This is a genomic window from Ferrimonas futtsuensis DSM 18154, assembly GCF_000422645.1.
Classification (GTDB): domain Bacteria; phylum Pseudomonadota; class Gammaproteobacteria; order Enterobacterales; family Shewanellaceae; genus Ferrimonas; species Ferrimonas futtsuensis.
This window is the reverse complement of record NZ_AUGL01000001.1, coordinates 128878-140738: the sequence shown is the minus strand read 5'-3', so window position 1 is coordinate 140738 and position 11861 is coordinate 128878. Positions and strand designations below refer to the sequence as shown.

The following is an 11861-nucleotide window of genomic DNA, read 5'->3' as shown; positions in this document are numbered from 1 at the left end:
TTTTACGGGAGTAGTATCAATGGGATTTCATCACGCACAGCAATTAGAAGCCCTGAACGAGCGTTTGAGCCACCTGAAAGATATCCAGGTTTCCTTCGAGTTCTTCCCCCCCTCCACCGAGGAGATGGAACAGACCCTGTGGAACTCGGTTGAGCGGCTGGCACCACTGAAGCCCCGCTTTGTTTCCGTTACCTATGGGGCCAATTCCGGGGTTCGGGATCGGACTCACAAGGTGATTGAGAAGATCCACAGTCAGACCGACCTGGTGGCGGCTCCGCACCTGACCGTGGTGGACGCCACCGAGGAGGAGCTGCGTGGCCTGGCCAATCAGTACTGGGATCAGGGAGTGCGCCACATCGTCGCCCTGCGTGGCGACCTGCCGGAAGGTCAGGGGCGCCCCGATCGCTTTGCGGTGGACCTGGTGAAGCTGCTGAAGGAGGAGCATGACTTCGAGATCTCCGTGGCGGCCTACCCGGAAGTGCACCCCGAAGCCGCCAGTGCCCAGGCTGATCTGATTAACCTCAAGCGTAAGGTGGACGCCGGAGCCAACCGTGCCATCACCCAGTTCTTCTATGACATCGAGGCCTACCTGCGCTTCCGCGACCGTTGTGCCGCCGCCGGCATCGATGTGGAGATCGTCCCCGGCATTTTGCCGGTGACCAACTACCGTCAGCTGCTGAAGTTTGCCGGGTTCACCAATGTGCATGTGCCCAACTGGCTGCACCACATGTTTGATGGCCTGGACGACGACCCGGCAACCCGCAAACTGGTGGGCGCCAACGTCGCCATCGAGATGGCCAAGGTGCTGGCCAAGGAGGGGGTGAGGGAGTTCCACTTCTACACCCTGAATCGGGCCGAGCTGAGCTACGCCATCTGCCACGCTCTGGGTGTGCGGCCCTAAGTGTCAAACGGCTGCCATACGGCAGCCGTTTTCCTATCTGGGATGAGTGACAAATCCATGACGCCTGGGCCTGTCAGGCGACATCAGGGTGTGTTCAAGTTTTGTTCTGGCTGATGGATAAGTGTCGCTAATATTCGCCTTTGTGCATGCGAAAGATGTTGTGATTTCGCTCGAAAATTTAGCGGGTTGCCTATGGATACGCAGGTGTAAGTTTGACAGCGGTCAAGTTCTTGAATCGGGGCAACTGTCAAAATGCCGACACCCTACAAAAGAACAGTCATCTCATGCGCAACAATCAACCGGTTACCCAGAGAGAGCAGCCAGTCAGCCTGGACTCCATCCTGCTTTCCACCACCAATCTGGATGGCGACGTCAAGTACGCCAACCAGGACTTCAGCGACATCTGCGGCTACACCTTCGATGAGCTCCATGGTGAGGAGCACAACATCGTGCGTCACCCGGATATGCCGCCGGTGGCCTTCGAGTCCATGTGGGATACCATCAAGTCCGGTAACCCCTGGATTGGGGTGGTAAAAAACCGCTGCAAGAATGGCGACTACTACTGGGTTAACGCCTATATCGCCCCGGTCTATGAAGAGGGCAAGCTGCATGAGTATCAGTCGGTGCGTCGTAAGCCCACCTCAGAGCAGGTGGCGCGTGCCGATCGCATCTATAAGGCGGTGAATGCCGGTAAGACTCCCAAGGAGCTCAAGCCCAGCATGGTGGGTTTTGGCGGCAAGCTGATGTTGTGGACCCTGGCGGCCACCTCCCTGACTGCGGCTGGGGCCGTCTATTCGCCCATTGCGGCGGGGCTGGCCGGTGCCGTCGTGGCGGCCCTGGGAATTTACAGCCTGTTGTCACCCTTGCGTAAACTGGTGGGTACCGCCACCAGCATCATCGATGATCCGGTGGCGCGTGGGGTGTACGCCGGCCGTCAGGATGAGATTGGTAAGGTGGATCTGGCGATGCACTTCCTGGTGACCGAGACTGGCGGCGTAGTAGGGCGCATGGCCGACTCCGCCGGTTCCATCAGTGAGCAGAGCACCGAGCTGACTTACACCATCAATGAGACCCGTGACCGGGCGGATCAGCAGAGCCAGCAGACCAGCCAGGCGGCCACCGCCATGGAGGAGATGACCGCCAGCTTTGCCGAGGTGAACAACAACACTCAGATTGCCGCCGAGGAGATGGGGCGCAGCCACCAGGCCGCCGAGCAGGGCCATGACCGTCTGGAGACGGTGATCGAAGCGATCAACAAACTCAGTGAAGAGGTGGGGCATTTCTCCGAAGTGGTGGCCTCCATCGAACAGGACAGTCGCGAGATCAACGGCGTGCTGGAGGTGATCCGGGGCATCGCCGATCAGACCAACCTGCTGGCGCTGAACGCCGCCATCGAGGCGGCCCGTGCCGGAGAGTCCGGTCGCGGCTTTGCCGTGGTGGCCGATGAGGTGCGTCAGCTCTCCAGCCGCACCAGTGAGTCCACCACCCAGATCGAGGAGATCGTCTCCAAGTTCCAAGAAAGCACCCGCCGAGCCACCGAGGCGATGCAGGCGGGGCAGACCCAGGCCAGCCGCTCAGTGGAACTGGCCGAGGAAGCGGACGCCGCCTTCGAACAGCTGCGCGCCTCCATCAACCGCATTGCCGAGATGTCCGAACACAATGCCACCGCCATGGGCCAGCAGACCACGGTGGCCAGCGAGATCAGTCAGGCGATTCAGGTGATCAGCGAACTGGCCCAGGAGAGCCTGGAGCAGACCGAGCTGGCCAAGGATCGCAGTGAGCAGATGAACCGGTTGGCGGATAAGACCCACGGCCTGTCCCAGCAGTTCTGGAAACAGAGCGTTCAACGCGAATACTGAGTTCGGAATTTTCGAATATAATCACCACCGCGGGTTGCGCTAGCACCCGCGGTTCTGTTCACAAAGCTGTCATAAATGGCCGCCTTTTCTCCCCTTTCCCACTGATTTCGTTGGTTAGCTCATTTAACCTGCTTATAACGTGACATGAGTCATATCCCGGTTCGAAGGGGTTTGCCAGAATGGCGCGTCTAATAAAAAAAGCCCCGATAACCATGCGCAATAATCAACCGGTTACCCAGAAAGAGAAGACGCTCAGCCGTGATTGCATCCTGCTGTCCACCACGGACCTGGATGGCAACATCAAGTACGCCAATGAGACCTTCATTGAGGTCGGGGAGTACTCATTCGAGGAGCTGCACCGTCAACCCCATAACATTGTTCGCCATCCGGATATGCCGCCGGCGGCGTTTAAATCGTTGTGGGAGAGAGTAAGGTCAGGTCAGCCCTGGATGGGGGTGGTGAAGAACCGCGCCAAGAGCGGTGATCACTACTGGGTCAATGCCTATGTGGCGCCGGTGTATGAGAACGGCAAGATTCATGAGTACCAGTCGGTGCGCCGCAAGCCCACCGATGCGCAGGTGGCCTCGGCAGAGCGGATCTACTCGGCGATCAATCAGGGCAAGACACCGAAAGAGTTGCGCAAAGACGTTCTGGGCTTCGGTGGCCGACTGATGCTGTGGGCCGCCGCCGTGAGCGCCGCCACCGCCGCCGGAGCCGTGTACTCGCCTGTGGCCGCCGGTGTCGCCGGTGGCCTGCTGGGCATGGCGGGCATCTACGGCTTGCTGGCGCCCTTCCGCGCCCTGGTGGACACCGCCACCAACATCATTGCCGACCCCATTGCCCAGGGCGTGTACACAGGTCGCCAGGATGAGATTGGCAAACTGGATCTGGCGATGCACTATCTGGTGACCGAGACCGGTGGCGTGGTCGGCCGCATGGCGGATTCCGCTGGCTCCATCAGCGAGCAGAGCCTGAACCTGACCTCCACCATCAACGACACCCGCGAACGAGCCGACAGTCAGAGTCAACAGACCAGCCAGGCGGCCACCGCCATGGAGGAGATGACCGCCAGCTTCGCCGAAGTGAACAGCAACACTCAGACCGCTGCCGAAGAGATGGGCCGCAGTCACACCGCCGCCGAGCAGGGTCATGATCGTCTGGTGACGGTGATCGAGGCGATCAACAAGCTCAGCGAAGAGGTGGGTCACTTCTCCGAAGTGGTGGCCTCCATCGAGCGTGACAGCCGTGACATCAGCGGCGTGCTGGACGTCATCCGTGGCATCGCCGAGCAGACCAACCTGCTGGCGCTGAACGCCGCCATCGAGGCGGCCCGCGCCGGTGAGTCCGGTCGTGGCTTCGCCGTGGTGGCCGACGAAGTGCGTCAGCTCTCCAGTCGCACCAGCGAGTCCACCGCCCAGATTGAAACCATCGTCAATAAGTTCCAGGAGAGCACCCGTCGTGCTACCGAGGCGATGCAGGCGGGCCAGACCCAGGCCAGCCGATCCGTGGAGCTGGCCGAGGAAGCGGACGCCGCCTTCGAGCAGCTGCGCGCCTCCATCAATCGCATCACCGAGATGTCCGAGCACAACGCCACTGCCATGGGTCAGCAGACCACGGTGGCCAGCGAGATCAGTGGGGCGATTCAGGTGATCAGCGAACTGGCGGAGCAGAGTCTGGAGCAGACCGAGATGGCCAAGGATCGTTGCGAGCAGATGAGCCGCCTCTCCACCAAGACCCACGGCCTGTCCCAGCAGTTCTGGAAGCAGAGCGTCCAGCGCGAATACTGAGCCCTATCAGACAGAGAAAAGCCCCGGCCATCCGGGGCTTTTTTGTGGCTAGAAGCGGTAGAGGGCGGTGGCCTGCAAGTAGCTGGAACCGCCGCGCAGTGGCTGACTGTAGTCGGTGTCCTCATCCTGCACCTCGATGTGGCCCAGTTCCAGCCCCAGGTCCAGGTAGGGCTCGGGAGAGGCGAACAGGTTGATGCCCAGGTGGGTGCGGTCCACCTTCTCCACATCGGTGACGATCTTGCCCACAAACAGGGTGGAGCGCAGGGTGTCATTCCAATGGTGCTGGTAACCCAGCATGGCGGCGGCGGTGGTTTCCAGCTCGCCGTGGGCGATGTCCTTGGCGGCGGAGGTGCCGACGTAGCGTCCCAGGTTGCCATGGTGAAGTTGCAGCTGCAGCTTGTCCTGACCCAGAGACAGGCTGGCTGAGACAGAGCCACCCAATCCCAGCTCCGCCAGTCCATCCGGGTCCAGATAGCGGGCCAGGCCACTTAGCGACAACTCCCCCCAGTCGCCTTGCCAGTCCCGGCGCAGGATCAGGTCCGGCATCCAGTCGTTGTTGTCATCGATGCTCTGGCCATCGGACTGGGTGCCGTAGGTCTTGGGATTCTCCAGGGCCAGCTGCCAGTGCTCGCCCTGGTAACGCAGCTGGGCCTGACGCACCATCGCCTCGCCCACCAGCGGGCCACCCAGGTTGGTGGTTTCCGGGAAGCTGGCGCTATTGACCAGGGTGGACCAGGTCTGGCCTGCCAGGACGTCGCGGTAGGCCAGGTAGGCGTGACGCAGGCGGGGACTGTAGGAGTTGGAGACCACGGTGTTGCCCTGGGCCGAGCCGGCAAAGTCCACCTCGATAACGGCACTGAGCCTGGCCTCTTTCAGGGCCAGACGAATACGGCTCTCCTGACCGCTGAACTGGGTCTTGGCGCTGTCCTGCTCCGCCGGGGTGTCGGCGCCGGTCCAGATGCCGGCGTAGGGGATGTCGCCGTGAACCGACTTGAGATCGGCCTTGATGAAGCCATTCAGCTCAATGTCGGTGGCGCAGCAGAGAGGGGAGGCCAGCGTCAATGCGGCCAATATCAATTTCTTCATGATTCCTAGCGAGTCCGGGGCGCCGTCTCGGGGGAGGCGGCCTAAAAAAGAGAAAGGCTCCCCGACGTGCATCGATGAAGTGAGTGGCAGGGAACAAGGGGATAAACCCTGCAAAACGCTGATGCCAGAGTGTGAAGTCGCGAGTTGGACACTCATGCACACTGCCGGGGAGCAAAAACACCAACAGCAGGGCGGCCCGTTTCGTTGAGCCGACCCTGTTCTGACTGGCGGGAGTTACTCTAAAGGGCCCGGGCAACACCCTGGGTGAGGGCAGTCACATTTCCTCTGGACGAGAAAGGTTTTTCTTGAGGCCACTAGGGAAACTTTTTTCACCTGTTGCCAATACTTTATGTCGATCCACTTCACGGCCTGCACTGCCGCGATGTGGCCCCGCTCTCGTCCTGGCCATCCCGTAACCTGTTTTCGTCATAGTGTGTGCCCGGCAGCAGAGTGCGGGTGAGAGTTGGCGTACTATGATTACCGACCTATCCAATTGGATTTAAAGAGTATTTTTGACTCATATTCAAAGGCCGGTCAACAGAATAATAACCTTCGCCGTGATGCAGTACCCGAGAGCGGGATTATCAGGAAGAAAATGATGAAGTTGGAACTGAAACTCTTACCGGCGCTGCTGTGCGCCGCTCTGCCGATGCTGGCCCAGGCCTCAGAGACCCAGCCCTACGCCCCCTCCTACCTCAGCGTGGTGGGCGACAACGCCCCACAACTGAAGGATTGGAGCGACCCCAAGCGTTGTAAAGGGTGCCACCCCCGTCAGTGGGAAGGCTGGCAGGGCTCCATGCACTCCATCGCCTTCATCGACCCGGTGTTCCAGGCCGAGTGGGCCCTGGGCGACCGGGAAACCGACGGCGCCACCAAGAACCTGTGTGGCGGTTGCCACACCGCCGTGGGCACCGTCACCCAGAAGGTGGAGTTTCACCCTGAGACCGGCAAATACGGCGCTTTCACCACCGAGAAGATGGCCACCACCGGGGTCTCCTGCGACGTTTGCCACAGCGTCGAAGACACCAACATGCGCCACACCTCCATGGGCGAGCATGGCAACGCGTCTCTGGCCCTGGCCAATGACGGCATCAAGCGCGGCCCTCTGACAGACCCCAAGGCCCGGGGCCACAAAGCCAAGTACAGCGAACTGCACACCAAATCGGAGTTCTGCGCCAACTGCCACAACGTGTTTAACCCGGCCCACGACTTCGCCCTGGAACACACCTACCAGGAATGGAAGGAATCCGAGTACGCCGCCAAGGGGATTCAGTGCCAGGACTGTCACATGGTGCCGGTGGACGCCGCCATCCGTGTGGCCGATGAGATGAAGCCGGTCTCCGAGCTGGCGGATCATGGTCTGGGTGGGCCGGCGGCCCGAGGCGGTAAGGAGCGCGCCCTGGTGCACGACCACGGTTTTGTCGGTGGCAACGCGGTGCTGGCACCTCTGCTGGGCGTCAAGAACGGTGAAGAGCACGCGGTCGAGGCGATAAAGCGCCTGCAGAGTGCGGCCTCTCTGGACGCCAAGGTGGTGCAGCAGGACGACCAGGCCACCCTGCAGCTGACGGTGCACAACCGCCGCGCCGGCCACGCCCTGCCGACCAGCCTGACCTTCATCCGCCAGATCTGGCTCGAGGTGGTGGTGCGTGATGACGCCGGTCATGAGCTGCTGCGCTCCGGCACCCTGACGGACGAGAACTTGCTGCCAGAGGGCACCGTGGTGTTCCAGGATGCCTCGGTGGATGAGAAGGGTAAGCCGGAACACAAGCCTTGGAAGGTGGCTCGCTTCGTCCAGGAGAACACCATTCCCGCCAAGGGCAACAAGACGGTGGAATATGGCTTTGAGCTGCCCGAGGGTGGTTACAGCGTCGAGGCCAAGCTGCACTACCGCTCTTTCGATCAGAGCGTGGCAGACTTTCTGCTCAGCGACAGGGTGGTGGTGCCTTCGGTGGTGATGACCAGACTCAGCCAACACTTTGCGGCTGAGTAAGGGCTAACCTACAACCCAAAAACAAACCCGGCTGATTGGCCGGGTTTGTTGTGTCTGGGGCTACAGCAGAGGCAATCCCCTAGCTTGGCAGAACTGTCGCCAGGGCTGGGACTGATGCGTGTCAGTAAGTGCTTGCTTACCTTCTGTGTCGCTTTTTATGGTGATCTCTTTGGCCAGCAACAGGTGGTGAGGGGCACCCAGCGCCTGTTCGTCGGCGTCGGTGACCGCATCCTCCAGCCGTTTCAGGTAGTAGCTGCCACCGTTGGAATAGATCTTATCTCCGACGATGGGGTGACCCAGGTGCGCCAGGTGGGCGCGGATCTGGTGTTTACGACCGGTGACCAGTTCGCACTCCACCAGGGCGCAATCACTGCCCCTGGCCAGCACCCGGAATCTGGTGTGGCTCTGCTTGCCTTTTTCCTGTTCACCGCACACATGCATCTGGCAGCGAATGGGGCTGTCCTCTCTGGTGCCCAGGCGGCACGTCAGTTCCTGCTGATCCCAATCAGGCTGGCCCCACACCACCGCGTGGTAGACCTTGCGAACCATCAGCTCCTTTAACCTGGGTTGCCAGCGGCTGGCGGCGGCCTTGTCTTTGCCCAGCAATACGATGCCGCCGGTTTCCAAGTCCAGTCGATGCAGCAGATGGGCATCGGGCCAGTCACTCTCGCGGCGCACCAGCGCCACCAGAGTGTTGATGATGTTGCGGGTGGTGCGGCTGACCGGCAGACCATGGGGTTTGTGTACCGCGATGATCTCGTCTCCCTGCCACAGCAGTTTCCAGCCGGTGTCCACCGGGGACTCGAAGTAATCACCAATGCGATAGCTCAGCTGTTGCCCCGCCTCAAGCACGGGGTCCCCTTCGGCCTGAACGCCGTCGACGCAAACGGCGCCCTCATCGACGAAGGCCTGCCAGGTTTGCTGATTCAGATAGGGAAAGCGGGCGCGCAAAAAGCCATACAGGCGCTGGCCTGCATCGCTGGGGGTAATGGTGTCGTTAAAGCTGGTGGTCAAAGGGCGCCCTCCTGAAGAGGGGGCAGTGTACCTTAAAGGGGGCACGCCCAACACTGCGGCACCTCACCGGGGAGCGTGCACCGAAGGCCGAGAGACTCGGCCAAGCGCCGAATCTCTTCGAGAGTGTTGTGATCAGGCGATCTTGAATTGACCGACCTGGTTGTCCAACTGCTCTGACAGTTCACCTACCTGGTTGCTGGCGGCACTGGAGCCCTCTGCATTCAAGGCCGTCGACTTAGCCTCGTCACTGATGTTGACGATATTGCGGTTGATGTCTTCGGCCACTGAGGTTTGCTGCTCGACGGCGGTGGCGATTTGGGTAGCCATGCTGGAGATGGTGGCTACCGATTGGGTGATCTGGGCCAGAGCTTCACCGGCCTGGGCTGCCTGGCGGGTGCTGTTCAATGCCTGTTCCTGGCTCATCTGCATGGCGGCGGCGGCATCCCTGGTGCCGCTTTGCAATTGGCTGATCATTTGCTGAATCTGGTCGGTGGATTCCTGGGTACGTTTGGCCAGGGCCCTCACCTCATCGGCCACCACGGCAAAGCCTCGTCCCTGCTCCCCGGCACGGGCCGCTTCGATGGCGGCGTTCAAGGCGAGCAGGTTGGTCTGGTCGGCGATGCCAATGATGACGTCGAGGATGGTACCAATGTCACCCACATTGGTTTCCAGCCTCTGCAGCACCTGAGCCGCGTGGTCCACACCGTTGGCCAGGTTGTTGATGGAGGCGGTGGTCTGGTTGACGACCGCATCGCCCTCGAGGGCATGCTCATTCGATTCCTTTGCTGCCCGTGCGGCTAACTCGGCGTTGTTGGCCACTTCGGTTACCGTCGCCTGCATCTCATTCATGGCCGCGGCCACCTGATCGGTTTCCGATTGCAATTGCATCATCCCTTGCAGGGTCTGATTGCTGGACTTGGTCAACTGGACTCGTGCCGAGGCCATCTGCAGAGTACTCTGATGGAATTCGCCGAGAAGTTCACGAATGTTGCCGACAAACTGGTTAAAGCTGCGGGCAACGCTGGCGATTTCATCGCTTCCTGAGTCGTCCAGGCGGACGGTCAGGTCTTTGGAACCGGAGGCGATGCCTCGCATGGACATTTCCAGCTCGGCCAGTGGCGTCAATGTGCGGCGATACAGCAGGGCCATCACACCAATGATAAACAGGCCTATGAGGATGCTGCCCCAAAGTAACGCCTGCTCGGCATCCCGAGTGGACGTGAGCGTGTGTTCCATCGCTTGCTGCAACTCGGCATCCAGTGACTGAGAAAGCTGATCGAGATTGTCGGCCAGAGTGCCGGATGCATCATCGAAGCCACCACTGCCCTTCATCAGCTTGTTGCCCGCTTCGGTGCCGAGATTCAGGTAGGCGTTGGCCATATCGACCCCGGCGTGGTGAAGCGCGGTAAGCTGCTGCTTAAGAAGGGTGGCGTCCTGGGTTAGCTCCGGAGCAAACTGGACCAGTTTGTCCAGGCTCTGCATGGCGCCCTCCAGACTGGCATCGGCTTCCGCCATGGCCTCGTCACTGCGGGTGGCTCCGACGTCGGTCAGAAACTGCTGAATCTGAACCACGTAATAGCGGCTGTCCTTAAGGGCAAACACGGCGTTGACCAGGCGTTCCTCGTTGGCGATGCCGCTCCTGGTTTGGGTGAGTTGGTTATGGGTGCTCCAGAACAGAACGGCCAGTGCCAGCAGGGTGAGCGCGATCGTCAGTTGAAGCATGCCCTTAATGGAGATGTGAAGGTTCATAAAGGTCCGTTCTATCGGGAATGATTTCTATTGACTCAAAGTAATTCTCTCGACTACACAGTAACCTCAGGTGGTTCTCAAGTTTTTTACGTAGGTTTATTTGCGAATGTGAACAAAAACAGTCTTTGAATAATGTTTGCGAAAACAACCGTCTAAGGATAAAGATTTCAACCCTTGCCGATTCTGCGGAGGAGGGCGAATTAAATATAGGTGTTGTCCAGAGGGAATAATATTAACTATCTACGAGCCATTTATATTCAAAATGAGAATGGATATACCTAACATTTGTTTTTGACAATATTCTAAGGGAAATAATGTCGGCATTGAGTTGTTGGGGGTTTATAGTTACATGGGAAACTATGTCTTGCCAGTACCGTGTTACAGGCAGGTGCTCTCGGTTGGTTCAATGGTTAACGCCAGTGTGGAGAAGGAGGGCTAAGGTTATAGGTGGGATCTGCACCATCAGGAGTGAGCCGATTATGGTCAAGTGGGATCAGACACGGTGCGAGTGCGCCGCAGCGCTGCTTTTAGTCATGTCTGCGATAGCCGCCGCGAACGATACCTTGCCCGGCCCGCAAGAGACTACTTCGGTGCAGTACCTTGCATGTACCGAGGATATTGGCTCTCTGTTGGAGCAAATCAATGCCATCAGGGCCAAAAGGGCCAATTGCGGTGGCATCTATATGGAGCCGGTGACAGCACTTCGTCAGAGCACTTTTCTGGAACATGCCGCCTTCGAGCATGCCTACAGCATGGCGACTCATAACTTCCTCAGCCATACCGGACGCGACGGCGCCGACGTGGGCCAGCGGGTTCGTTCCTATGGATATGAGTGGCAGCTGGTGGGAGAGAACATTGCGGCAGGGCAGCCGACGGTGGAAAAAGCGATGGAGGAGTGGTTATCCAGCCCAGACCATTGCCGGAACCTGATGTCGCCGGACTACAGAGAAACGGGTTTCGCTTGCGTGGCCAATCCGGGGACTGAGTATCGCTTTTACTGGGTGCAGGTATTCGCTGCACCATTTGATTAGCAATGTCTAACTGAGCCTGCGCTTCTTGCCGTCTGAACCAGGCAGGCAGTTGGCAATGGGAATCACTAACCCCCGTGTGCGCCGGATGTATTCGGCGGCAATCACTCCAGGCACCAGCCCTGCTAAGGCCCACCAGCCCACCAAAGTCAGTTCCAAGTGATCGGCGACGATGCAATAGACACTGCCCAGCAATGCACACAGCAGAGCCGGAGCCACAGCGACTTCCAGCCACAACATCACAGCGAGCAGGCGCTCAAACGGGCGCATCCAAGGTCCTTTTGGTCGAGAGTAGGGTAAGGATGAGTCGATTTTAGTCGTCGAATCGCGGTAGGGATATACCTATAAAGTCCAAAGAGAAGGGGGACTTGGGTCTTGCATCCAATTTGATTCAGCTTTGTTACCAAAATGTATGTAGCTGAGCTCCCACAAGAAATTTAGTTCTAT

At 59.4% G+C, this 11861-nt stretch carries 9 protein-coding genes; 5 read left to right on the top strand and 4 right to left on the bottom strand.

Annotated features, from left to right (window positions below; all coding sequences use genetic code 11):
* Positions 1-19 precede the first annotated feature (19 nt).
* From metF to G505_RS0100640, 3 genes are all read left to right on the top strand, one after another.
* Positions 20-901 (top strand): methylenetetrahydrofolate reductase, encoded by an 882-nt coding sequence (metF, locus tag G505_RS0100650; protein WP_028107828.1) that lies wholly within the window; start codon positions 20-22, stop codon positions 899-901.
* Between the two features lie 284 nt (positions 902-1185).
* Positions 1186-2760 carry a methyl-accepting chemotaxis protein gene (locus G505_RS0100645; protein WP_028107827.1) on the top strand — a complete coding sequence of 525 codons (1575 nt, stop codon included), beginning with the start codon at positions 1186-1188 and terminating at the stop codon, positions 2758-2760.
* Positions 2761-2972: 212 nt separating this feature from the next.
* A complete protein-coding gene (locus G505_RS0100640) occupies positions 2973-4547 on the top strand; it encodes a methyl-accepting chemotaxis protein (RefSeq protein ID WP_028107826.1) in 1575 nt (524 codons plus the stop codon).
* Between the two features lie 48 nt (positions 4548-4595).
* Here G505_RS0100640 and G505_RS0100635 read toward each other — a convergent pair whose 3' ends face one another.
* Positions 4596-5633, bottom strand: a complete 1038-nt coding sequence (locus tag G505_RS0100635) for a DcaP family trimeric outer membrane transporter (RefSeq protein ID WP_051215765.1) — start codon at positions 5631-5633, stop codon at positions 4596-4598.
* Between the two features lie 598 nt (positions 5634-6231).
* Between G505_RS0100635 and G505_RS0100630 the strand changes: the two genes are divergently transcribed.
* Positions 6232-7623, top strand: a complete 1392-nt coding sequence (locus G505_RS0100630) for a multiheme c-type cytochrome (protein WP_028107824.1) — start codon at positions 6232-6234, stop codon at positions 7621-7623.
* 60 nt (positions 7624-7683) lie between these two features.
* Here G505_RS0100630 and G505_RS20155 read toward each other — a convergent pair whose 3' ends face one another.
* Both G505_RS20155 and G505_RS20150 read right to left on the bottom strand, forming a co-directional pair.
* Positions 7684-8637, bottom strand: a complete 954-nt coding sequence (locus G505_RS20155; RefSeq protein ID WP_051215764.1) for an RluA family pseudouridine synthase — start codon at positions 8635-8637, stop codon at positions 7684-7686.
* Positions 8638-8769: 132 nt separating this feature from the next.
* Positions 8770-10386 carry a methyl-accepting chemotaxis protein gene (locus G505_RS20150; protein ID WP_051215763.1) on the bottom strand — a complete coding sequence of 539 codons (1617 nt, stop codon included), beginning with the start codon at positions 10384-10386 and terminating at the stop codon, positions 8770-8772.
* A gap of 590 nt (positions 10387-10976) precedes the next feature.
* On the opposite strand from G505_RS20150, the gene G505_RS23165 reads away from it, so the two are divergent.
* Positions 10977-11417, top strand: a complete 441-nt coding sequence (locus G505_RS23165) for a CAP domain-containing protein (protein ID WP_169628177.1) — start codon at positions 10977-10979, stop codon at positions 11415-11417.
* A 6-nt stretch (positions 11418-11423) separates the two neighbouring features.
* On the opposite strand, the gene G505_RS0100610 is transcribed toward G505_RS23165, so the two are convergent.
* The gene (locus G505_RS0100610; RefSeq protein WP_028107822.1) at positions 11424-11684 is read right to left on the bottom strand and encodes a hypothetical protein; all 261 of its coding nucleotides are present in this window, start codon (positions 11682-11684) and stop codon (positions 11424-11426) included.
* Between the last annotated feature and the right edge of the window lie 177 nt (positions 11685-11861).

Coding starts and splice junctions, on each gene's coding strand:
- metF (WP_028107828.1), top strand. CDS start 20: ATGGGATTTCATCACGCACAGCAATTAGAAGCCCTGAACGAGCGTTTG.
- G505_RS0100645 (WP_028107827.1), top strand. CDS start 1,186: ATGCGCAACAATCAACCGGTTACCCAGAGAGAGCAGCCAGTCAGCCTG.
- G505_RS0100640 (WP_028107826.1), top strand. CDS start 2,973: ATGCGCAATAATCAACCGGTTACCCAGAAAGAGAAGACGCTCAGCCGT.
- G505_RS0100635 (WP_051215765.1), bottom strand. CDS start 5,633: ATGAAGAAATTGATATTGGCCGCATTGACGCTGGCCTCCCCTCTCTGC.
- G505_RS0100630 (WP_028107824.1), top strand. CDS start 6,232: ATGAAGTTGGAACTGAAACTCTTACCGGCGCTGCTGTGCGCCGCTCTG.
- G505_RS20150 (WP_051215763.1), bottom strand. CDS start 10,386: ATGAACCTTCACATCTCCATTAAGGGCATGCTTCAACTGACGATCGCG.
- G505_RS0100610 (WP_028107822.1), bottom strand. CDS start 11,684: ATGCGCCCGTTTGAGCGCCTGCTCGCTGTGATGTTGTGGCTGGAAGTC.